Origin of the sequence: Brevundimonas sp. C43, assembly GCF_030732185.1 — a bacterium.
Classification (GTDB): domain Bacteria; phylum Pseudomonadota; class Alphaproteobacteria; order Caulobacterales; family Caulobacteraceae; genus Brevundimonas; species Brevundimonas diminuta_C.
This window is the reverse complement of the sequence record NZ_CP132231.1, coordinates 17594-38140: the sequence shown is the minus strand read 5'-3', so window position 1 is coordinate 38140 and position 20547 is coordinate 17594. Positions and strand designations below refer to the sequence as shown.

The 20547-nt window shown below is 66.4% G+C and carries 24 protein-coding genes; 23 read left to right on the top strand and 1 reads right to left on the bottom strand.

Annotated elements, in window-relative coordinates; translation table 11 throughout:
- The first annotated feature begins 24 nt into the window (after window positions 1–24).
- The 22 genes from Q9R14_RS00225 to Q9R14_RS00120 all read left to right on the top strand — a co-directional run bounded on the left by Q9R14_RS00225 (window position 25) and on the right by Q9R14_RS00120 (window position 18887).
- Window positions 25–309 carry an AlpA family transcriptional regulator gene (locus tag Q9R14_RS00225; protein ID WP_037520534.1) on the top strand — a complete coding sequence of 95 codons (285 nt, stop codon included), beginning with the start codon at window positions 25–27 and terminating at the stop codon, window positions 307–309.
- An 11-nt stretch (window positions 310–320) separates the two neighbouring features.
- A complete protein-coding gene (locus Q9R14_RS00220) occupies window positions 321–1208 on the top strand; it encodes a replication initiator protein A (RefSeq protein WP_037520536.1) in 888 nt (295 codons plus the stop codon).
- Between the two features lie 208 nt (window positions 1209–1416).
- Window positions 1417–2055 carry a ParA family partition ATPase gene (gene parA, locus Q9R14_RS00215; RefSeq protein ID WP_037520537.1) on the top strand — a complete coding sequence of 213 codons (639 nt, stop codon included), beginning with the start codon at window positions 1417–1419 and terminating at the stop codon, window positions 2053–2055.
- Window positions 2052–2306 (top strand): hypothetical protein, encoded by a 255-nt coding sequence (locus Q9R14_RS00210; RefSeq protein ID WP_037520539.1) that lies wholly within the window; start codon window positions 2052–2054, stop codon window positions 2304–2306. The genes parA and Q9R14_RS00210 overlap by 4 nt, the downstream gene beginning before the upstream one ends.
- Window positions 2303–2824 carry a DUF2840 domain-containing protein gene (locus Q9R14_RS00205; RefSeq protein WP_037520540.1) on the top strand — a complete coding sequence of 174 codons (522 nt, stop codon included), beginning with the start codon at window positions 2303–2305 and terminating at the stop codon, window positions 2822–2824. The genes Q9R14_RS00210 and Q9R14_RS00205 overlap by 4 nt, the downstream gene beginning before the upstream one ends.
- Window positions 2821–3366 (top strand): S26 family signal peptidase, encoded by a 546-nt coding sequence (locus Q9R14_RS00200; protein ID WP_037520543.1) that lies wholly within the window; start codon window positions 2821–2823, stop codon window positions 3364–3366. Before Q9R14_RS00205 ends, Q9R14_RS00200 begins: the two co-directional genes overlap by 4 nt.
- 46 nt (window positions 3367–3412) lie before the next feature.
- Window positions 3413–3760 (top strand): DUF736 domain-containing protein, encoded by a 348-nt coding sequence (locus Q9R14_RS00195; RefSeq protein ID WP_037520546.1) that lies wholly within the window; start codon window positions 3413–3415, stop codon window positions 3758–3760.
- Window positions 3761–3763: 3 nt separating this feature from the next.
- The gene (locus tag Q9R14_RS00190) at window positions 3764–4525 is read left to right on the top strand and encodes a lytic transglycosylase domain-containing protein (RefSeq protein WP_051886771.1); all 762 of its coding nucleotides are present in this window, start codon (window positions 3764–3766) and stop codon (window positions 4523–4525) included.
- A gap of 244 nt (window positions 4526–4769) precedes the next feature.
- On the top strand, window positions 4770–6509 hold the full coding sequence (locus Q9R14_RS00185) for a VirD2 family relaxase/mobilization nuclease (RefSeq protein ID WP_037520713.1): 1740 nt from the start codon (window positions 4770–4772) through the stop codon (window positions 6507–6509).
- 26 nt (window positions 6510–6535) lie between these two features.
- Window positions 6536–8521: a conjugal transfer protein TraG gene (locus Q9R14_RS00180; RefSeq protein ID WP_037520547.1), complete on the top strand. Its 1986-nt coding sequence runs from the start codon at window positions 6536–6538 to the stop codon at window positions 8519–8521.
- A gap of 9 nt (window positions 8522–8530) precedes the next feature.
- Window positions 8531–8962 carry a hypothetical protein gene (locus Q9R14_RS00175; RefSeq protein WP_037520549.1) on the top strand — a complete coding sequence of 144 codons (432 nt, stop codon included), beginning with the start codon at window positions 8531–8533 and terminating at the stop codon, window positions 8960–8962.
- Between the two features lie 217 nt (window positions 8963–9179).
- Window positions 9180–10115 (top strand): P-type conjugative transfer ATPase TrbB, encoded by a 936-nt coding sequence (gene trbB, locus Q9R14_RS00170; protein WP_371929799.1) that lies wholly within the window; start codon window positions 9180–9182, stop codon window positions 10113–10115.
- Window positions 10112–10444: a TrbC/VirB2 family protein gene (locus Q9R14_RS00165; protein ID WP_306003065.1), complete on the top strand. Its 333-nt coding sequence runs from the start codon at window positions 10112–10114 to the stop codon at window positions 10442–10444. Before trbB ends, Q9R14_RS00165 begins: the two co-directional genes overlap by 4 nt.
- Window positions 10444–10725 carry a VirB3 family type IV secretion system protein gene (locus tag Q9R14_RS00160; RefSeq protein WP_008827607.1) on the top strand — a complete coding sequence of 94 codons (282 nt, stop codon included), beginning with the start codon at window positions 10444–10446 and terminating at the stop codon, window positions 10723–10725. Before Q9R14_RS00165 ends, Q9R14_RS00160 begins: the two co-directional genes overlap by 1 nt.
- A gap of 11 nt (window positions 10726–10736) precedes the next feature.
- Entirely contained in the window at window positions 10737–13193 is a 2457-nt protein-coding gene (trbE, locus tag Q9R14_RS00155) for a conjugal transfer protein TrbE (protein ID WP_037520553.1), read from the top strand.
- Complete coding sequence (gene trbJ / locus Q9R14_RS00150) at window positions 13190–13960, top strand: P-type conjugative transfer protein TrbJ (RefSeq protein ID WP_037520555.1); 771 nt, start codon at window positions 13190–13192, stop codon at window positions 13958–13960. The genes trbE and trbJ overlap by 4 nt, the downstream gene beginning before the upstream one ends.
- A gap of 10 nt (window positions 13961–13970) precedes the next feature.
- A complete protein-coding gene (trbK-alt, locus tag Q9R14_RS00145) occupies window positions 13971–14336 on the top strand; it encodes a putative entry exclusion protein TrbK-alt (protein WP_037520714.1) in 366 nt (121 codons plus the stop codon).
- Window positions 14337–14340: 4 nt separating this feature from the next.
- The gene (gene trbL, locus Q9R14_RS00140; protein WP_037520557.1) at window positions 14341–15705 is read left to right on the top strand and encodes a P-type conjugative transfer protein TrbL; all 1365 of its coding nucleotides are present in this window, start codon (window positions 14341–14343) and stop codon (window positions 15703–15705) included.
- Window positions 15705–16388, top strand: a complete 684-nt coding sequence (gene trbF, locus Q9R14_RS00135; protein ID WP_037520558.1) for a conjugal transfer protein TrbF — start codon at window positions 15705–15707, stop codon at window positions 16386–16388. The genes trbL and trbF overlap by 1 nt, the downstream gene beginning before the upstream one ends.
- Entirely contained in the window at window positions 16385–17434 is a 1050-nt protein-coding gene (gene trbG, locus Q9R14_RS00130) for a P-type conjugative transfer protein TrbG (protein ID WP_037520560.1), read from the top strand. Before trbF ends, trbG begins: the two co-directional genes overlap by 4 nt.
- Window positions 17431–18648, top strand: a complete 1218-nt coding sequence (locus Q9R14_RS00125; protein ID WP_037520563.1) for a TrbI/VirB10 family protein — start codon at window positions 17431–17433, stop codon at window positions 18646–18648. The genes trbG and Q9R14_RS00125 overlap by 4 nt, the downstream gene beginning before the upstream one ends.
- A gap of 2 nt (window positions 18649–18650) precedes the next feature.
- Complete coding sequence (locus Q9R14_RS00120; RefSeq protein ID WP_037520564.1) at window positions 18651–18887, top strand: DUF2274 domain-containing protein; 237 nt, start codon at window positions 18651–18653, stop codon at window positions 18885–18887.
- On the opposite strand, the gene Q9R14_RS00115 is transcribed toward Q9R14_RS00120, so the two are convergent.
- Complete coding sequence (locus Q9R14_RS00115) at window positions 18884–19786, bottom strand: LysR family transcriptional regulator (protein ID WP_038303941.1); 903 nt, start codon at window positions 19784–19786, stop codon at window positions 18884–18886. The two genes, Q9R14_RS00120 and Q9R14_RS00115, sit on opposite strands and share 4 nt — an antisense overlap.
- A gap of 212 nt (window positions 19787–19998) precedes the next feature.
- Between Q9R14_RS00115 and Q9R14_RS00110 the strand changes: the two genes are divergently transcribed.
- Window positions 19999–20529 carry a MarR family transcriptional regulator gene (locus Q9R14_RS00110; RefSeq protein ID WP_037520567.1) on the top strand — a complete coding sequence of 177 codons (531 nt, stop codon included), beginning with the start codon at window positions 19999–20001 and terminating at the stop codon, window positions 20527–20529.
- Window positions 20530–20547: the final 18 nt, after the last annotated feature.

Genomic DNA, 20547 nt, shown 5'->3' with positions numbered 1-20547 from the left:
CAGCGAGCACACGGAGGTGCGATCATGGCCGAAATAGCCGCCAGTATTCCGCAGCGCTATCTCAGAACGCAGGAAGCCGCGCGGTTCCTCGGCCTATCCGAGCGCACGCTCGAAAAGCACCGTACCTACGGAACCGGCCCGACCTATCGCAAGCTTGGTGGTCGCGTCGTCTATGCGGTGGAAGACCTCCAGGCCTGGGCGGACCAGGGTCTCGTGACCTCCACCTCCGATCCACGCGCAGGCACTGTTCTGCCCGCCAAGCGTCAGCCGAAATCTCCCGCCACCGCCGGCGGGCGCTTTCCGCGCTGAGACGGCGCGCCATGCCGTCCCGCCACCAGCATCGCGATGAGCGTGCGCAGCTCGATCTGTTCCGGGCGCTGCCCGGCGATCTTGCGCCCCGCGATGCGCAGGACCTCATGGCCTATCCATTCTTCTCGCTCGCCAAGTCGAAGCGCCTGGCGCCGATCGACTTCAAGGCAGGCTCGGTGAAGATTCGCGTCGAAGCCGTCGCCGAGCACGGCATGGCGACGATCTGGGACGCCGACGTCCTGATCTGGGCCGCCTCGCAGATCGTCGAAGCACGCGACCTCGGCCTGCGGCCGTCGCGCCTAATGGCGACCACTCCCTATGAAATCCTCAACTTCATCGGTCGTGGCGTGTCGCTGCGCGATTACGACCGCTTGAAGGCCGCACTCGATCGGCTTCAGTCGACCACGGTGGCGACGTCCATCCGTCAGCCGACCGAGCGGCGGATGCACCGCTTCTCCTGGATCAACGAGTGGAAGGAACGCGCCGATCACCGAGGCCGCCCGCTCGGGCTCGAACTGATAGTCCCCGACTGGTTCTACGGCGCCGTGCTGGACGACGCGCTCGTACTCACGATCGACCGAAACTACTTCGGCCTGACCGGCGGGCTCGAACGCTGGCTCTACCGCCTGGTGCGCAAGCACGGCGGTCGCCAGGAGTTCGGCTGGAGCTTCGACTTCCCGCATCTCCATTCGAAGTCCGGCAGCCTCTCGCCGCTCAAGCACTTCGCCTACGACCTCCGCGACATCGTCAAACGCCAGCCGCTCCCCGGCTACCGCCTGACCATCGAGCAGGGCGTCGGCGGTCCGGAAATCCTCTCCTTCGTGCCGACCGATCCGGATGCCCTCGGCACCCCGCGCCGTCGTCGCCGGACCAAATCTCACCCTGGGGATAAGCTGTGAATAGTGTCGTGCTATCAGGGACCGGCACTATCGTGCCATCGGGGACTGGACTCTCGTGCTATCGGGGACCGGAATCGTCGATTCCTCGCGCTGAATCAGCAGCTTGCGAGCCCCGTAACTTATCTAACCTAGATTCCTACGGAATCTTTCTAACGCAACGGCCGTTTTCGGCCGCTGTGGACGAGTCCCCGATCGCCGGGAGACCGTCATGATCGTCGCCCTCCTCAATCAGAAGGGCGGCGTCGGGAAGACGACGCTCGCCCTCCATCTCGCCGGCGAATGGGCTCGCCGTGGACAGCGTGTCACGCTGATCGACGCCGACCCACAGGGCTCGGCCCTCGACTGGTCGCAACAGCGCAGCCGGGAGGGGCTGGAGCGGTTGTTCGGTGTCGTCGGCCTGGCCCGCGACACGCTCCACCGTGAAGCGCCGGAGCTGGCCCGCGACGTCGACCATGTCGTGATCGACGGCCCGCCCCGTGTCGCGGGGTTAATGCGCTCGGCGCTTCTCGCGGCCGATCTCGTGCTGATCCCGGTGCAGCCGTCGCCGCTCGATGGCTGGGCGTCGGCCGAAATGCTGGCGCTGCTCGGCGAGGCCCGCATCTATCGCCCGCAGCTCGCCGCGCGCTTCGTGCTGAACCGGTGCGCTGCCCGCACGATCCTGGCGCGCGAGACCGCCGAAACGCTGGCGGATCACGACCCGCCCTTGCTCTCGACCACAATCGGCCAGCGCATCGTCTTTGCCGACGTTGTGCAGACCGGCCGGCTCGCCGCCGAGCAGGACGAGGATTGCCCTGGCGCGCGCGAGATCGCCGCGCTCGCGGCGGAAGTCGCGAGGATCGGCGCATGAGCGAGCGGTCCCCGAAGCGCAGCTTTGCGGCGCGTCCCGCCGATCCCGAAAGCTGGATCAAGGCGCCCGATCGCCACGCGCCCCGCGGCCAGCCCGCCGAGGATTTCTCGGCCCGGCTGACGATCGACGTAACCGCCGACATGCGGGGCCGCATCAAGATCACCGCCTTCCAGCGCGGCCAGACCGTCGCCGACATGCTGCGCGCGCTGTTCGAGCGCGAATTCCCACCCCCGTCAGGAGAAGGACAATGACCGGCCTTGTCGCCGCGCCAAAACGCGTCGGCCGTGCTGCCGCCGAGCCGCCGCCCGAAGCGTTCACCCAGGTCGAACTCGTCTGGATCGAGAAGCAGACGGAGCACTGGGTCCGCTTCGGTCGCGAGCGGCGCGAGCAGATCCTCGACCGCCGCCGTCGCATCCTCTTCTTCCCTCCCGGCAGCGTCCTCGCGCTGGTGCGCTGGGCGGGGAACGAACACGGCACCGTGGTCTCGCGCCTCGACATCCTACGCACAGTCGAGTGCGATGCGCCGTGTCAGACGGTCCCGACCGTGACGCCTGGCGCAGAGGTCCTGCTGCACGTCGATGGCTGGCCAAAGGTGGAGCGCATGCTCCAGTTCATCGACGCCATCGAAGCGCGCGGCATCGATCCGATCGAGGTTTCGCCGGACCATTGGCGCCATGTCCACAACCGAATGACCGTCGGCGAAACACCGCGCGCCTATGGTCCGCGCCAGCATCGCGCCTTTCTTCTGCGTCGGGAGATCGGCGCATGACCCGGCTTACCTACGCCATCGTCACTACGGCGGCCGTCTCGCTTATCGGCGTGGCTTCGATCGCTTCGTTCGCGCCGCGCCTGATCTGGAACGCGTCCGCCAGCACGCCGGTCGGCTTCTACACAATCGGCGACGTGGGCGCGCTCGACGTGACCGATCTGGTCGCCGTCGACGCACCCGAGCCGCTCGCAACCTTCCTGTCCGATGGCGGCTACCTGCCACGCGGCGTGCCGCTCCTGAAGCGCGTCGCCGCGGTCCCGGGACAACGGGTTTGCCGGACCGGGCTCGCCATCACGGTCGACGGCGTGCCGATGGGCGACGCGCTCGATCGCGATCGTCGCGGGCGCCCGCTGCCCGTCTGGCAGGGCTGCCGGTTGGTCGCGAACGGCGAGCTGTTCCTGATGAACTGGCAGGTCCGCGACAGCCTCGACGGTCGCTACTTCGGGCCGCTCCCGGCCTCCGCCGTGATCGGCCGGGCAACCCCTCTCTATACCGACGAGGACGGCGATAGCCGCTTCGTTTGGCGCGCGCCGACGCGGTGACGGCGCGCCCATGACCCTATCCACCGCAATATGAAGGAGACGACCCATGCCCGTGATCGGTCAATTCATTCGCGAAAATGATGGCTTCATCGGCCACCTGACGACGCTGTCCTTGCATCAGGACATCATCATCGTCGCGGCCGAGCCGTCCGATGCCGAGAACGCGCCCGACTACCGCGTCCATGTGCTCGACACGATGAGCAACGAGACCGGCGCGGAGATCGGCGCGGGCTGGAAGCGCACCGGCGAGAAGGCCGGCGACTACGTCTCGCTGCAGCTCGACGATCCGACCTTCGAACATCCGATCCGCGCCAACCTGTTCCAGTCGGCCGACGACAAATCCGCCTGGGGCCTGCACTGGAATCGCCCGCCGAAGCGCGGCGAGCGGGACTGAGCGATGCCCGCCGCGCGCATCAAGCCTGTCGTCGGAGGGAGGATCGCCCTCCGACGTGCAGCCCTCTTTCTCCTTTCCGGCCTGATCCTCGCCGCACCGGTCGCGAGCACTGCCCACGCCCAGCAGACGCCGGTCGAGCGGCCATCACGCAGCGATCCATATGGCCCTTACATCGCCGAGGCGGCGCAGCGTTTCGGCGTTCCAGAGGCATGGATACGCGCCGTCATGCGCGTCGAAAGCGCAGGCGATGTGCGCGCCATCTCTTCGGCCGGCGCAATGGGCCTGATGCAGATCATGCCCGCCACTTGGTCCGAACTGCGCGTCCGGCATCGGCTCGGCGGCAATCCCTACGATCCGCGCGACAACATTCTGGCCGGCGCTGCGTATCTGCGCGAGATGCACGATCGCTACGGATCGCCCGGCTTCCTGGCGGCCTACAACGCGGGTCCGGGCCGCTACGAAGAGTATCTCGCGGGCCGCCCATTGCCGGCTGAAACGCGCGCCTATGTCGCCGCGCTTGCCCCCGTTGTCCGCGGCGGTGACCTCGCCGGCCCCGTCGTTGTGGCGGCGGCCGATCCGCTCGCCTGGACGCGGGCGCCGCTCTTTGTCGTGCAGTCGGCTGGCAGTGGACCTGCAGCGCCGGTGCAGTCTGAGGGCGAGCCAGACGCGACGACGGCGGCGGCCCCGGAGCGCGATCAAGGCCCGGTGGCTTCGCGCACCGATGGCCTTTTCGTCGCGCGCAATGTCCCCGGTGGTCCGCGATGACCGCGTTCGCACCCGTTCGCATTGTGGCGTGTTCTGGCGGACGAAGGGCGGTCTGGAGAGGAGGAGCCGACAGCACAACCGCACGATGGCGAGATAAAAGCCGGCGATGTGCGGCTTGGTGCGGTCGTGTGTTTTCAGGGACTTATGGCGCATCTGCGCGAGGTGCGCCTGATCGGCGCAGCCTGCGCATTCGCCATTTCGCCAAAGAATTCCGCGCGATTGCGCGATGTGCGGGGCCTCGACCATGAGCGGCGAGGACGATTTCCGCATCCGGCCTGGTCGCATCCGCTCGACCCGCGCCCAGCAGGCACGGCCCTTCATCGCCCAGGCGCTCGCGGCCGCACAGCGGGCTGGCGGCCGCATCTCGCGCACCGGACAGATCAGCAAGGGCAACCGCTCGCGGTTCGGGCGCGGGCAGCGCGCGACGGTGCAGGCCAATCGTCTTCTCACGAGCCGATCGCGCAACACGGTCATCAAGACCCGCGTCGTCCGTCATAGCGCGCGGGCCGCGCCGCTCGCAGCTCACCTCAGCTACCTCCGCCGCGAGGGCGTCACCCGGGATGGAGAGAAGGCGCACCTGTTCGGCCCAGAGAGCGAGGACGCCGATCCGAAGGCCTTCGCCGAGCGCACCCAGGACGACCGGCATCACTTCCGGTTCATCGTCTCGCCCGAGGACGCGACGGATATGTCCGACCTCAAGACCTTCGCGCGCGAGCTTATGGGCCAGATGGAAAAGGACCTCGGCACCAAGCTCGACTGGATCGGTGTCGATCACTGGAACACCGACAACCCCCACGTCCACATCATCCTGCGGGGGCGGACCGATGACGGCCAGGACCTCGTCATCTCCCGCGACTACATCAAGGAGGGCATGCGCGCCCGCGCGCAGGACCTCGTCACCCAGGAGCTGGGGCCGCGGACAGAGCATGAGATCCGCCGCAACCTCGAACGGCAGGTCGGCGCGGAGCGCTGGACCGATCTCGATCGCCAGATCGCCCGCGACAGCTATCGCACGGGCGTGGCCGATCTCGCCCCGCATCCTGATCGCCAGCCCGACGAATTCCACGCGCTGAAGGTCGGCCGGCTACGGAAGCTGGAGACGCTGGGCCTCGCCGATCAGGTCGGCCCTGGTCAGTGGGTCGTCTCGGAGAATGCCGAGAAGACGCTGCGCGCGCTCGGCGAACGCGGCGACATCATCAAGCGCATCCATCGTGGCCTGAGCGAGCGCGGCATCGAGCGTGGCGCCGCGAGCTATGTGCTCGCCGGCGAGAGCCTCGACGATCCGATTATTGGGCGGCTTGTCGATCGGGGGCTCGATGACGAGCTGAAGGGCACGGCCTATGCCGTGGTCGACGGCACCGATGGGCGCACCCACCATATCAAGCTCCCCGATCTCGACGCCGCCGCCGACAGCGCGCCGGGGTCGATCGTCGAGTTGCGCAAGTTCGACGATGCGCAGGGTCGCCGCCGTGTCGCGCTCGCCGTTCGCTCCGATCTCGATATCGAGCGACAGGTCCATGCGACCGGCGCCACCTGGCTCGACCGGCAGGCCATCGCCCGCGAGCCGGTAGCACTCGGCGGCGGAGGCTTCGGCGCGGAAGTGCGCCAGGCCATGGACCGGCGGGCCGAACACCTCATCAGCCAAGGCCTCGCCGAGCGGCAAACGCGAGGCGTCAGCTTCTCGCCGGGGCTGATCGAGACCTTGCGCCAGCGCGAGGTCGAAGCGCTCGGAGAGAAGCTCGCGGCCGAGACCGGCCGACCATTCTCGAAGGCCGGAACGGGCGAGTATGTGGCAGGCACCTATCGGCAGCGCTTCGCGCTCGCCTCGGGCCGCTTCGCCATGATCGACGACGGCCTCGGCTTCCAGCTCGTGCCCTGGTCGCCATCCCTCGAACGCCAGCTCGGCCAGCACATCTCCGGCGTCTCGCGCGGAGGCGGCGGCGTCGACTGGAGCTTCGGCCGCAATCGCGGCCTCGGCATCTAGCCCAAACAAGAAAGGAGTGCCCCGCCATGTCGGCGACGAAGATTCTTTGGGGCCAGATCCTCACCGTCTTCCTGATCGTGTTGATGACGACCTGGGGCGCGACGCAATGGACTGCCTACCGTTTCGGTTTCCAACCTCAGCTCGGGCAGCCATGGTTCGAGCTCGCCGGATGGCCGATCTACTATCCGCCCGCCTTCTTCTGGTGGTGGTACTTCTACGATGCCTATGCGCCGCCGATCTTCGTCGAAGGCGCCTATATCGCCGCGTCGGGTGGCTTCATCTCCATCGCGGTCGCGATTGGCATGTCAGTGTGGCGAGCACGCGAAGCGAAGAACGTCGAGACCTATGGTTCGGCCCGCTGGGCGCGCCCTGACGAGTTGAAGGCCGCGGGCCTGCTCGGTCCAGATGGTGTCGTGCTCGGCAAACACGAGCGTGACTATCTTCGACATGACGGCCCCGAGCATGTGCTGTGCTTCGCGCCGACGCGTTCCGGCAAGGGCGTGGGCTTGGTGGTGCCCTCGCTCTTGACCTGGCCGGGCTCGGCGATCGTCCATGACATCAAGGGCGAGAACTGGACGCTGACCGCCGGCTATCGCGCTCGGCATGGCCGCGTGCTGCTCTTCGATCCAACGAACGCGAAGTCGGCCGCCTACAATCCGTTGCTCGAGGTGCGACGCGGCGAATGGGAAGTCCGCGACGTGCAGAACATCGCCGACATTCTGGTCGATCCGGAAGGGTCGCTCGAGAAACGGAACCACTGGGAGAAGACGTCGCACGCACTTTTGGTCGGGGCAATCCTCCACGTCCTCTATGCCGAGGCCGACAAGACCCTCGCCGGCGTCGCCGCTTTCCTGTCCGATCCGAAGCGGCCGATCGAGTCGACGCTCGCGGCGATGATGAAGACCGCCCATCTCGGCGACGCGGGCCCGCACCCGGTGATCGCCAGCGCGGCGCGCGAGCTGCTCAACAAATCCGACAACGAGCGATCCGGCGTGCTGTCGACTGCGATGTCTTTCCTCGGCCTGTATCGCGATCCCGTCGTGGCCGAGGTCACCCGGCGCTGCGACTGGCGCATCGCCGACATGGTCGGCGGCAAGCATCCGACCACGCTCTACCTCGTGGTCCCGCCATCCGACATCAACCGGACCAAACCACTGATCCGGCTGATCCTCAACCAGGTCGGACGCCGGTTGACCGAGGATCTCCAGGCCAAGAGCAACCGCCATCGGCTGCTACTCATGCTCGACGAGTTTCCCGCGCTGGGCCGGCTCGACTTTTTCGAGAGCGCCCTGGCGTTCATGGCGGGTTACGGCCTGAAGGCGTTCCTAATCGCTCAGTCGCTGAACCAGATCGAGAAGGCCTACGGTCCGAACAACTCGATCCTCGACAACTGCCATGTTCGGGTCAGCTTCGCGACAAATGACGAGCGGACCGCGAAACGCGTTTCGGATGCGCTCGGCACCGCCACCGAGATGAAGGCGATGAAGAACTATGCCGGCCACCGGCTATCGCCTTGGCTCGGCCACATGATGGTGTCGCGCTCTGAGACCGCCCGACAGCTTCTGACGCCGGGGGAGATCATGCAGCTTCCCCCTTCCGATGAGATCGTCATGGTCGCCGGCATTCCGCCGATCCGGGCGAAAAAGGCGCGATATTATGAGGATCAGCGGCTTCAGGAGCGCATCTTGGCTCCGCCGACCCTGACGAAGCCGAGGACAGGTCAAGCCGACGACTGGAGCAAATTGGCGCTGCCGTCAGCGCCCGATCTCCACGCACCGATCGCCGCGCAGGAGGCGTCGGACGATGATCCGACAGAATCCGAGCGTCGCCATCAGCCCGAACTCAGCCGAACGAAGACCGTCGAGCGCAAGGCAGTCATCGAGAACGAGTTCGAAATCGATCCTCGGGATGACGTCGAGGAGGATGCCGCGCGCCTCAGCCGCATGACCCAGACCATGCGCCAGGTCGCCCGTCAGGCATCGCTCGACCCGGGCGACGGGATCGAGTTGTAGGGGGCGGCCGTGACGAAACCTCTCAAGAAACAGCGGCTGTCGGTCTATCTCGATCCCGATGTGATGAAGGCGCTCGCCGCGCACGCCGCGCGGCGAGACCTATCCCTGTCGCTGGTCGCAGAAGCAGGCATCGCCTCCTTCTTGTCGCCTGATGCCGCGGAACGGCAAGAGGCGGCCACCACTAAGCGGCTCGACCAGCTCGATCGTCGCATCGCGCGGATGGAGCGCGATCTTGGCATTTCAGTCGAGACGCTCGCCGTGTTCATTCGCTTCTGGCTGACGTCCAATCCGCCACTGCCAGAGCCGGCACAGGTTGCGGCGCGCGCCAAGGCCGCCGAGCGCTACGAAGCTTTCGTCACCGCCCTTGGCCGACGACTCGCGCAAGGACCGAAGCTCAGGCAGGAAATCGCGGAAGACATTCCCGCGCGCGACGCGGAATAATCACTGATCTACGCATCGCAAGTATTCGGGCGTTCCGCCGTTTCCCTGTCTTTGTACGCCACAGTACGACGACCACATTATGGTTGTTGTCAGGCCATGATTTCTGCCTCTTCTACTCATCCCCGATCCAGGGCCGCATGTCGCGGTCCCGCAAGAGAACGGGGACGACGTGGCGGCCACTCACCAGAAATCGGAAGCGATCCTTCGCGGTGCGCGCATGCTGCGCACAGCCCTCGGGTCCGCGATCGCCACGTTTCTGGAAGATCCCGCGATCGTCGAGGTGATGCTCAACCCCGATGGGCGGCTCTGGGTCGACCGGCTTTCCGAGGGGCTTTCCGATACGGGTGAGCGACTGTCGCCGTCAGACGGCGAGCGCATTATCCGCCTCGTCGCCCATCACGTCGGCGCCGAAGTTCATCCGGGTGCCCCGCGTGTCTCGGCCGAACTGCCCGAGACGGGGGAGCGGTTCGAGGGGCTGTTGCCCCCCGTGGTGTCCGCGCCGGCTTTTGCGATCCGCAAGCCGGCCGTCGCCGTGTTCACGCTCGACGACTATGTCGCCGCCGGGATCATGGCGGCGGCTCAAGCCGAGACCTTGCGCCAGGCGGTTGCCGATCGGCGCAATATCCTCGTCGCCGGCGGCACCTCGACCGGCAAGACCACGCTCACCAACGCACTGCTCGCCGAGGTCTCCAAGACCTCGGATCGCGTCGTCCTGATCGAGGACACCCGCGAGTTGCAATGCGCGGCACCCAACCTCGTCGCGATGCGCACGAAGGACGGCGTCGCCTCGCTCTCCGATCTCGTCCGTTCCTCGCTTCGCCTGCGCCCCGACCGCATTCCCATCGGCGAGGTGCGCGGCTCCGAGGCGCTGGACCTCCTAAAGGCCTGGGGCACCGGCCACCCCGGCGGCGTCGGGACCATCCACGCTGGCACCGCCATCGGCGCGCTCCGCCGCATGGAGCAGCTCATTCAGGAAGCCGTCGTTACCGTCCCGCGCGCGCTGATCGCCGAGACGATCGATCTCGTCGCCGTGCTCTCCGGCCGCGGCGCTTCGCGCCGCCTGGCTGAACTCGCTCGCATCGAGGGACTCGGCCCCGACGGCGACTACCGCGTCATCCCCGCAAGCCAGCCCCTCACAGGAGACCCGTCATGATCAAGCACGCCCTGCGCATCCGCCGCCACATCGCCACGGCGGTGTCGGTCACTTTCCTCACACTCGCCCTGGCGCCGGCCGCCCACGCGTCGGGTTCGTCGATGCCCTGGGAGGCGCCGCTTCAGTCGATCCTTGAATCGATCGAGGGGCCGGTCGCCAAGATCATCGCGGTGATGATCATCATCATCACCGGCCTGACCCTGGCCTTCGGCGACACGTCGGGCGGCGCCCGCAAGCTGATCCAGATCGTGTTCGGCCTGGCGATCGCCTTCGCCGCGTCGAGCTTCTTCCTGTCCTTCTTCTCGTTCGGCGGCGGGGCGCTCGTCTGATGGCCGACGGCGCGGATCATGGCGGCGAACTGCCGGGCTTCTCAGTCCCGGTCCACCGGGCGCTGACCGAGCACATCCTGCTCGGCGGCGCGCCGCGTTCGCTGGCCATCCTGAACGGCACTCTGGCCGCCGCGCTCGGCCTCGGCCTGCGCCTCTGGCTGGTCGGCCTCGGCCTCTGGGCCGTCGGGCATTTCGCGGCCGTCTGGGCCGCCAAGCGCGATCCCCAGTTCGTCGACGTCGTGCGCAAGCATCTGCGCATCCCCGGCCACCTGTCGGTCTGAGGAGCGACGCGATGATGAACCTTGCCGAGTATCGCAACCGCAACACCCGGCTCGCCGACTACCTCCCTTGGGTAGCGCTGGTCGGCGAAGGCATGGTGCTGAACAAGGACGGGAGTTTGCAGCGCACGGCGCGCTTTCGCGGCCCCGACCTCGACAGCGCCGTACCGGCCGAGCTGGTGGCCGTCGCCGGCCGGCTCAACAATGCCTTTCGTCGCCTCGGCTCCGGCTGGGCGATCTTCGTCGAGGCGCAGCGCCATGGCGCCGCCACCTATCCGGCCAGCATGTTCGCCGACAGCGCTTCCGGCCTGGTCGATGCCGAGCGCAAGGCCGACTTCGAGGAAGCCGGCGCGCATTTCGAGTCGAGCTATTTCCTGACCTTCCTCTATCTGCCACCGGCCGAGGACGCCGCCCGCGCCGAGACCTGGCTCTACGAGGGTCGCGATCATGCCGGCGTCGATGCGCACGAGGTACTGCGCGGCTTCGCAGACCGCACCGATCGCATCCTTCAACTCATCGACGCCTTCATGCCGGAATGTGCCTGGCTCGATGACGGCGAGACGCTGACTTATCTGCATTCCACCGTCTCGACGAAGCGGCACCGCGTCCGCGTCCCCGAGACACCGATGTATCTCGACGCGCTACTCGCCGACCAGCCGCTGACCGGCGGGCTGGAGCCGCGCCTGGGCGATGCGCATCTTCGCATCCTCACCATCGTCGGCTTCCCGACCGCGACCACGCCCGGCATCCTTGACGAGCTGAACCGACTGGCCTTTCCCTATCGCTGGTCGACCCGCGCCGTCCTCCTCGACAAGACCGACGCGACGAAGCTGCTGACCAAGATCCGGCGGCAATGGTTCGCCAAGCGCAAGTCGATCGCTGCAATCCTCAAGGAGGTGATGACCAACGAGGCCTCGGCACTGGTCGACACCGACGCGGCGAACAAGGCAGCCGACGCCGACATGGCGCTGCAGGAGCTGGGCGCCGACTATGCCGGCCAGGCCTATGTGACGGCGACGATCACCGTCTGGGACGACGATCCGCGCATCGCCGCCGAGAAGCTGCGGATGGTCGAGAAGGTCATCCAGGGCCGCGACTTCACCGCGATGCCAGAGACGATCAATGCGGTGGATGCCTGGCTCGGCAGCCTGCCGGGCCATGTCTACGCCAATGTCCGGCAACCGCCGATCTCGACACTGAATCTCGCCCATATGATCCCGCTGTCGGCGGTGTGGGCGGGACCGGAACGGGACGAGCACTTCGACGCACCCCCACTGCTTTACGGCAGAACCGAAGGCTCGACCCCGTTCCGGCTTTCCATCCATGTCGGCGATGTCGGCCATACGCTGATCGTCGGCCCCACAGGCGCCGGCAAGTCCGTGCTGCTGGCGCTGATGGCGCTGCAATTCCGGCGCTATGCGCAATCCCAGGTGTTCGCGTTCGACTTCGGCGGCTCGATCCGCGCTGCCGCACTCGCCATGCGCGGCGACTGGCATGATCTCGGCGGTGGGCTTACCGAAGGATCGGACGACAGCGTGTCGCTCCAGCCGCTGGCCCGCATCGACGACGTCGCCGAGCGGGCCTGGGCCTCCGACTGGCTGATCGCGATCCTGGGGCGCGAGAGCGTTGCCGTCACGCCCGAGGTCAAGGAGCACCTCTGGTCGGCGCTGTCGTCGCTCGCCTCCGCACCGATCGCCGAGCGGACTCTGACGGGCCTGTCGGTCCTCCTCCAGTCCAACGACCTGAAGCAGGCGCTGCGACCCTATTGCGTCGGCGGTCCCTACGGCCGGTTGCTCGACGCCGAGACCGAGCATCTGGGCGAGGCCAATGTTCAGGTCTTCGAGACCGAAGGTCTGATCGGCACCGGCGCTGCCGCCGCCGTGCTCGCCTATCTCTTCCACCGCATCGAGGACCGCCTCGACGGTCGCCCAACCCTGCTGATCGTCGATGAAGGCTGGCTCGCGCTCGACGACGAGGGCTTCGCCGGCCAGCTCCGCGAATGGCTGAAGACCCTGCGCAAGAAGAACGCCAGCGTCGTCTTCGCCACGCAGTCGCTCTCCGACATCGACGGCTCGGCGATCGCCCCAGCCATCATCGAAAGCTGCCAGACCCGCATCCTGCTCCCGAACGAACGCGCGATCGAGCCACAGATCACCGCCATCTATCGCCGCTTCGGCCTCAACGATCGCCAGATCGAGATCCTCGCGCGCGCGATGCCCAAGCGCGACTATTACTGCCAGTCCCGCCGCGGCAACCGGCTCTTCGAGCTGGGTCTGTCGGACGTAGCGCTGGCGCTCTGCGCCGCCTCGTCGAAGCAGCACCAGGCGCTGATCGCCGCGGTTCACGCCCGCAGCGGCACGGATGGTTTCCTTGCCGAATGGCTTGGCGAGAACCGGCTCGGCTGGGCCGCCGACCTCATCGCCGACCTCACCAACATCACCCCCCAAACCGATCCGGAGGCACGCCCATGACCCGTTCCGTTCGTTCCCGCTCACGCGCGCTGCGCATCGGCGCCGCGCTCCTTGCCGCGCCGCTCGCGCTGTCGCCAATCTTCGCCCCGCCGGCCGCCGCACAGTGGATCGTCTATGATCCGACCAACTATGCGCAGAACGTCCTGACGGCGGCGCGCACGCTCCAGCAGGTCAATCAGCAGATCACCCAGCTTCAGAATGAAGCGACCATGCTGATCAATCAGGCTCGCAATCTCGCGAGCCTGCCGTACTCATCGATTCAGCAGCTTCAGCAGTCGGTGCAGCGCACCCAGCAACTTCTCGCGGAGGCGCAGGGCATCGCCCTCAACGTCCAGCAGATCGACCGTGCGTTTCAGACCACCTATGGCAACGCGTCGATGTCGGCGTCCGATCAGGCGCTCGTCGCGGGAGCGCGCGAGCGCTGGCAGAACACAGTCGGAGGCTTGCAGGACGCCATGCGCGTGCAGGCCGGCGTCGTCGGCAACATCGACACCAATCGCGGTGAGATGACGGCGCTCGTCGGCCAAAGCCAGGGCGCGACCGGCGCGCTTCAGGCGACGCAGGCGGGCAATCAGCTTCTCGCCCTGCAAGCACAACAGCTCGCTGACCTCACCGCCGTCGTTGCCGCCAATGGCCGCGCACAGAGCCTCTCCGAGGCCGAGCGGGCGGCAGCGGCCGAACAGGGCCGCGAACAGCGCCGCCGCTTCCTGACGCCGGGCACGGGCTACCAGCCCGGCAACGCCCGCATGTTCCCGAACGGCAACTGAGGACATGGTCATGGACGGCAAGATGCTCGCGCGGCTTGGCGCCGTCGTGTTCGTCGCGGTCGCGGTCACCGCGACCGCGATCGAGATGACCCGCAAGGAGGAAGCGCCGGCGGCCTGGCCATCCGGCCGCTCTACCCAGGCTCAGGCCGATCCCCTGCGTGACGAATTGATCCGCTGCCAGTCCCTTGGCGAAGCGGGGCCGCGCGATCCGGGGTGCCTCCGAGCCTGGGCAGAGAACCGTCATCGCTTTCTCGCGCCCGGCGCTCGTCCGATGGAGCGTCTCCCCGAACCGCCTCCGCCGAATGCGATTCCGCGCGAGATCCCCGACAATCCGATCCGCCGTGAAAGCGCGCCCCAGCCCGACGAGGCACGGTAGTATCATGGGCGGCACCGGCGTCATCGACCACTTCCTCGAGGTCTTCACCCGCTACATAGACAGCGGCTTCGGCCTGCTTAGCGGCGAAGTCGCGTTCATCGCCACAACGCTGATCGTCATTGACGTGACGCTAGCGGCGCTGTTCTGGAGCTGGGGCGCCGACGACGACATCATCGCACGGTTGGTGAAAAAGACGCTGTTCGTCGGGGTCTTCGCCTACATCATCGGCAACTGGAACAATCTCGCTCGGATCATCTTCGAGAGCTTCGCAGGCCTTGGCCTGAAGGCCAGCGGCACGGGCTTCACGACAGCCGACCTTCTGCGCCCCGGCAAGGTCGCTCAGACCGGGCTCGACGCCGGACGGCCGCTGCTCGATTCGATCTCCAGCCTGATGGGCTACTGGTCGTTCTTCGAGAACTTCATCCAGATCGCCTGCATGTTCCTGGCGTGGGCTCTGGTGCTGCTCGCCTTCTTCATCCTCGCCATCCAGCTCTTCGTCACACTCATCGAGTTCAAGCTGACGACGCTCGCCGGCTTCGTGTTGATCCCGTTCGGCCTGTTCGGCAAATCCGCCTTCATGGCCGAACGCGTGCTCGGCAACGTCATCTCATCCGGCATCAAGGTCCTGGTCCTCGCCGTCATCATCGGCATTGGCTCTACGCTGTTCTCCGAGTTCACATCCGGCTTCGGCGGCCAGAACCCATCTATTGACGAGGCTATGGCGATCGTGCTCGCCGCTCTGTCGTTGCTTGGCCTCGGCATCTTCGGTCCCGGGATCGCGAGCGGCATCGTCTCCGGCGGTCCTCAACTCAGCGCCGGCGCCGCCGTCGGCACAGGCCTCGCCGCAGGCGGCATGGTGGCGGCAGGCGTCGGCGCGGTCGGCGCAGCCGCGTCCGGCGGCGCGGCACTCGCCGGTGGCGCAGCAGCAGCCGCCCGTGGCGGTGCTGCGCTCGCAGGCGGGGCTTCCACTGCCTACAGCCTTGGCGCTGCCGGGCAGTCCGGCGCGACAGGTGTCGCCTCGGGGCTTGGCGGGGTCGCTCGTGCCGGTGGCAGCGCTGCGGTCTCACCGCTCCGCCGTGCGGCCTCCCGCGCCGCCGAGAGCATGCGCTCCAGCTTCAACGCCGGTGGCAAAGCCGCGTTCGAGGCGACGGGCGGCTCCTCCACCATGGGCTCGATCGGCGGTGATGCCGCCGGTGACGGCGCCGCGTCCTCCGGTGCCGCCAATGCCGGCGGACCGCCCGCCTGGGCGCAGCGGATGCGCCGCTCCCAGCGCATGACCCATGCCGTGCAAGCCACGGCCCATGCCGTCCGCTCCGGCGACGCCCACGGCGGCGGCTCCTCCGTCAACCTGTCCGAAGGCGATCGCTGATGTTCAAACGACCCACCACCCATTACGGCAAAGCGGCCGAACCCGAGACGCCGTATCAGCGCGCGGCGCAGGTCTGGGATGAGCGCATCGGCGCCTCTCGCATCCAGGCCAAAAACTGGCGGCTCATGGCCTTCGGCTCCCTGATCCTCTCCGCCGGTTTCGCTACCGCGCTCGTCGTGCAGTCGGCACGCGGAACGATCGTGCCGTGGGTGGTGCAGGTCGATCGCGTCGGTCAGGCTCAAGCCGTGGCGCCGGCCGAGGCCGACTATCGTCCCACCGATCCGCAGATCGCCTTCCACCTGGCGCGCTTTATCGAGCAGGTCCGCTCGATTCCTGCCGACGCGATCATCGTGCGTCAGAACTGGTTGCGGGCATACGACTTCACGACCGATCGCGGGGCGATGGCGCTCAATGACTATGCCCGCTCGAACGACCCGTTCACGCGGGTCGGCCGCCAGCAGGTCGCCGTCGACGTCTCAAGCGTCATCCGCGCGTCTCCCGACAGTTTCCGCGTCGCCTGGGTCGAACGTCGTTATGAGAACGGCCAGCTCGCCGAAACCACGCGCTGGACGGCGATCCTGACGATCGTCGTGCAGATTCCTCGCAACGCCGACCGGCTCAGGGCCAATCCGCTCGGCATCTACGTCAACGCCATCAACTGGTCACGGGAGCTTGGGCAATGAAGCCGTCTTTCCGTAAAGCCGGAAATCCGGCTTCACACACAATCGTATTCGCAGTTCTGCGGAAAGCCGCATTCCCTGCGGTCCTGCTGGCGACGAGCGCGCTGGCCGGCTGTGCGACCACCAATCCACCGCCGGAAATCTCCTACGACAATGCGGCCCCGGCTGTGCAGACGGTCGATCCGCCAGCGCCCGTCACCGTGGTCGAGCTGCCGCGGCCGCTGCCGCTACCCGGCCAGTTGCAGCCCGTGCCGGAGACGCGACGCGCGCCCGAGCCGACCAACCCGACGGCGCGCGTCAATCAGGCCAATGAGGCGGCCCGCGTCCAGCCGGTGCGCGACGGCTTCATCAACTCCATGCAGGTCTATCCCTGGACGCAAGGGGCGCTCTATCAGGTCTATACTGCTGTCGGGCAGATCACCGACATCGCGCTTCAGCCGGGCGAGCAGCTCGTCGGCGCCGGTCCGGTGGCGGCCGGGGACACGGTCCGCTGGATCATTGGCGACACCGAGAGCGGATCGGGCGCGACGCGCCAAATCCATATCCTCGTGAAGCCGACGCGGGCCGACCTGATGACGAACCTCGTCATCAACACCAACATGCGCACCTATCACATGGAGCTGCGCTCGACCGAGCGGACCTATATGGCATCGGTCTCCTGGCAGTATCCGCAGGACCAGCTCATCGCCCTGCGCCGGCAGAACGCCGAGGCGCAGGCCGCCCAGCCGGTGGCGAGCGGAGTCGATCTCGCCAACGTCAACTTCCGCTACGCGATCGAGGGTGATCGCGCGCCCTGGCGGCCGCTGCGCGCCTTCGATGACGGCCGCCAGGTCTTCATCGAGTTTCCGCGCGGCATCGGTCAGGGCGAGATGCCGCCGCTCTTCGTCGTCGGCCCCGAGGGCAATACCTCCGAGCTGGTGAACTACCGCGTTCGCGGCCACCACATGATCGTCGACCGCCTGTTCGCCGCCGCCGAACTGCGTTTCGGCTCCGGTCGCGAGCAGAAGCGCGTCAGGATCTTCCGCACCGACGGAAGGCCGACCTCATGAGCGAGAACCCGCCCCGGAATGAGGAAGTGCCCGACGATGGGCAGCCCTTGACCGGCGAGCCGGTCGGGCCAGCGCCGATGCGCCTGCGCGCCGAACCGCCCCGCGTCACGCGGTTATCGCGGAAGGTTCTCGCCGGCCTCGGTCTTGTCGCCAGCGTTGGGCTCGGCGGTGCGCTGATCTACGCGCTTCAGACACGCGACGGCGGTCGGCCGAACGACGAACTCTATTCGACCGAGAACCGCTCGACCGCTGACGGACTGGCCGGCCTGCCGCGAGATTACAGTGGCGTGCCGCAGCTCGGTCCGCCACTTCCCGGTGACCTCGGGCGGCCGATCCTCAGCACCCAGGATCGCGGACAGCCGGTGCCGACACCCGGAATCGCCACGCCCAATCCCGGCATCAGCCCGGAAGAGCAGCGCCGCCTTCAGGAGATCGAGACCGCGCGGACCAGCCGCCTTTTCTCCGGATCGGAAAGCCGGGGGGCGCCCGCTGCGGCGGGAGGTGTCCCGGCACTCCCGCCCGCGCCGGATTTGACGAGCCTCGGCCTCGCGCCGCCGCCGGCCACACCCTCCGCGCAGGATCGCCAGAATGCCTTCCTCAACGCAGCGGCCGATCGCCGGACAGTCGCGCCCGATCGCGTCGTTGCTCCGGCGTCGCCGAACATCCTTCAGGCCGGCGCAGTCATCTCGGCGGCGCTCATAACCGGCATCCGATCCGACCTCCCGGGACAGATCACCGCCCAGGTGACGGAGAACATCTACGATAGTCCGACAGGCCGCATCCTTCTGGTGCCCCAGGGCACGCGCGTCATCGGCCAGTACGACAACAACGTGCAGTTCGGGCAAAGCCGTGTGCTGCTTGTCTGGAACCGGCTGATCTTTCCGAATGGCCGCTCGATCGTGCTCGAGCGCCAGCCAGGTGCCGATGCCGAAGGTTTCGCCGGCCTGCAGGACGGCGTCGATTACCACTGGTGGGATCTCGCCAAGGCGGCGGGACTTTCCACGCTGCTCAGCGTCGGCGCCGAACTCGCCGTGGACAATGATGATCGCTTGATCCAGGCGATCCGCAACGGCGGTCAGGACACGCTTAACGACGCGGGTCAGCAGATCGTCAGACGGCAGCTTAATGTGCCACCGACGCTCACCGTCCGGCCAGGATTCCCTGTCCGGGTTATCGTGACGCGCGATCTCGTGCTCGAACCATATGGGGGATGATAATGTCGAAGCTCAAGCTGGGGCCTATCGCGGAAGAAAAGCCGATCAAAGTTCAAGTCGAGTTGCCTGCTGCTCTTCATCACGACTTGGCCGACTATGCCGATCTGTTAGGGCGCGAACAAGGGCAGCCTGCGGTCGATCCGGCTAGGTTGATCGTTCCTATGTTGCAGCGGTTCATCGCGACCGACCGCGGTTTTGCAAAAGCTAGGCGAGCTACGACGCAAAAGACCGAAGATTAGCCAAGACTCCTCCCCTTCAACCCTGAGAGGGTGTCGAGACATTTCAGCAGCAGTGGTAGGGCGGGATTGTCGTTGTCGCAGCATGAAATCGTAGCAGCCGTAGGCGCTCGGGCCGATGAAAGCGGGACCAACGCGATGTCAGTTTGGCGAACCAACGTCGTGATGGTTAAACCGAAGCCCTGCTCGACCATGGTGAGGAGTGTCTCCCGGCTGACCTGTTGAATGGATAGTTGAACCTCTCCTTCTACGGCTCCTACCATGCGCTTGAGCAAGTCAGAGAGTTCACGTCCGGCACCGTCGGAACGAACGAGGAAGACCTCGTCGCAGATGTCTTCCCAAGCCAATTGCATTCGCGACGCCAACTGGTGACGCTGGGACAATGCCACAAACAAAGTGGGATCGCAGAAGCGTCGAATGTGAAACTGGCGGTTGCTGTTTGTGCGAAGGCAAATTGCGGCATCCAGTAATCCACGCCGCACCCGCGATGTATTCTCTTCTGACGTGCCTTCCTCGAGCTTCACCTCGATAGTCGGATATTGATGTCGAAAGTCCGCGAGAAGGTCGATGATTGGGCCCGCCGGAAACGCTTCGAGCATCCCAAATCTGATAAGCCCGGTCTTGAGGTTTCGTGTGGACCGGATCTCCGTCGCAGCCTCGCGCAGGTATCGCGCTCCTACAGCCGCGTGCTGAAGAAAGCGTGCTCCCTCGGGCGTTAGCGCGGCACCTGTTCTTGTGCGCTCGAACAGCGAAACGCCAAGCTGACGCTCTAGCATCTGCACCCGACGGCTCACGGTAGATTGGGAGATCGCAATGCGTTCGGCCGCCCGGCGAAAGCTACCTGCCTCGGCGACCTGGATCGCGTATTTGAGGTATCGCAGATCAAGCGTCAGATCGGGCATGATGCCCCTCCGTGGCTGCCGCCATTCAAGCGCACGAGCAGCGCGCGAAATTTTAAGCCGCCAGTGGACGGCGCATCTCTTTCGATCTCAGGCGAGGAATCCGAGCCGAGTCCTTCGGTGAGCATGACCATCTCCGAATCCCAGAAATGTATGCGGCAGTCATGCATCTTCGGACACTTGATGTCTATGCGTCACGCATATATCGTTGACGGATGGAGCCGGCGGCAGCCAAATATCATTTTGGTGCACTAGCGCTCGCGGTGGCTGACAACATCGCGAGTGCCTCAGCCTCGCTTTCGCCGAGCGGACCAGCGGCTGCGCTGATGATCCTTCTTAGTGTTGAGCCTGGGGTGCCTATCGGCGTCCTAGCTAGCCGGCTTCGGCTTTCCCATGCCGGGACGGTGCGATTGATCGACAGGCTTGAAACCGATCATCTGGTCGAACGGCGGCGACACACCGTCGACAGACGGGCGCGTTTCATCCACCTCACCAATTCCGGTGAGGAGATGACTAGAGCTTTGCTCAGAGCGCGCGAGCAGGTGATCGCGGCGTGGGTCTCGCCCCTATCGCCCATGGACCTGAACGACCTAGGCGCGTTGTCCGAGCGGCTCCTCGAAAACGGGTTGAACAAAAATGAGCTCGCAAGCCTCCGGCATCTGGGCGGCTACCCGAGGCCACGACCTACTGAAAGCGCGACGCCGCCAGCCCGCTCGCCACCCCGGCGTCCTTCGAAGAACGACTGACGAGAAAATGAATCAGGC

Bases quoted from the DNA above. Each gene is read 5' to 3' on its own strand.
- Q9R14_RS00225 (WP_037520534.1), top strand. From the start codon at position 25: ATGGCCGAAATAGCCGCCAGTATTCCGCAGCGCTATCTCAGAACGCAG.
- Q9R14_RS00220 (WP_037520536.1), top strand. From the start codon at position 321: ATGCCGTCCCGCCACCAGCATCGCGATGAGCGTGCGCAGCTCGATCTG.
- parA (WP_037520537.1), top strand. From the start codon at position 1,417: ATGATCGTCGCCCTCCTCAATCAGAAGGGCGGCGTCGGGAAGACGACG.
- Q9R14_RS00210 (WP_037520539.1), top strand. From the start codon at position 2,052: ATGAGCGAGCGGTCCCCGAAGCGCAGCTTTGCGGCGCGTCCCGCCGAT.
- Q9R14_RS00205 (WP_037520540.1), top strand. From the start codon at position 2,303: ATGACCGGCCTTGTCGCCGCGCCAAAACGCGTCGGCCGTGCTGCCGCC.
- Q9R14_RS00200 (WP_037520543.1), top strand. From the start codon at position 2,821: ATGACCCGGCTTACCTACGCCATCGTCACTACGGCGGCCGTCTCGCTT.
- Q9R14_RS00195 (WP_037520546.1), top strand. From the start codon at position 3,413: ATGCCCGTGATCGGTCAATTCATTCGCGAAAATGATGGCTTCATCGGC.
- Q9R14_RS00190 (WP_051886771.1), top strand. From the start codon at position 3,764: ATGCCCGCCGCGCGCATCAAGCCTGTCGTCGGAGGGAGGATCGCCCTC.
- Q9R14_RS00185 (WP_037520713.1), top strand. From the start codon at position 4,770: ATGAGCGGCGAGGACGATTTCCGCATCCGGCCTGGTCGCATCCGCTCG.
- Q9R14_RS00180 (WP_037520547.1), top strand. From the start codon at position 6,536: ATGTCGGCGACGAAGATTCTTTGGGGCCAGATCCTCACCGTCTTCCTG.
- trbB (WP_371929799.1), top strand. From the start codon at position 9,180: ATGCTGCGCACAGCCCTCGGGTCCGCGATCGCCACGTTTCTGGAAGAT.
- Q9R14_RS00165 (WP_306003065.1), top strand. From the start codon at position 10,112: ATGATCAAGCACGCCCTGCGCATCCGCCGCCACATCGCCACGGCGGTG.
- Q9R14_RS00160 (WP_008827607.1), top strand. From the start codon at position 10,444: ATGGCCGACGGCGCGGATCATGGCGGCGAACTGCCGGGCTTCTCAGTC.
- trbE (WP_037520553.1), top strand. From the start codon at position 10,737: ATGATGAACCTTGCCGAGTATCGCAACCGCAACACCCGGCTCGCCGAC.
- trbJ (WP_037520555.1), top strand. From the start codon at position 13,190: ATGACCCGTTCCGTTCGTTCCCGCTCACGCGCGCTGCGCATCGGCGCC.
- trbK-alt (WP_037520714.1), top strand. From the start codon at position 13,971: ATGGACGGCAAGATGCTCGCGCGGCTTGGCGCCGTCGTGTTCGTCGCG.
- trbL (WP_037520557.1), top strand. From the start codon at position 14,341: ATGGGCGGCACCGGCGTCATCGACCACTTCCTCGAGGTCTTCACCCGC.
- trbF (WP_037520558.1), top strand. From the start codon at position 15,705: ATGTTCAAACGACCCACCACCCATTACGGCAAAGCGGCCGAACCCGAG.
- trbG (WP_037520560.1), top strand. From the start codon at position 16,385: ATGAAGCCGTCTTTCCGTAAAGCCGGAAATCCGGCTTCACACACAATC.
- Q9R14_RS00125 (WP_037520563.1), top strand. From the start codon at position 17,431: ATGAGCGAGAACCCGCCCCGGAATGAGGAAGTGCCCGACGATGGGCAG.
- Q9R14_RS00120 (WP_037520564.1), top strand. From the start codon at position 18,651: ATGTCGAAGCTCAAGCTGGGGCCTATCGCGGAAGAAAAGCCGATCAAA.
- Q9R14_RS00115 (WP_038303941.1), bottom strand. From the start codon at position 19,786: ATGCCCGATCTGACGCTTGATCTGCGATACCTCAAATACGCGATCCAG.
- Q9R14_RS00110 (WP_037520567.1), top strand. From the start codon at position 19,999: ATGGAGCCGGCGGCAGCCAAATATCATTTTGGTGCACTAGCGCTCGCG.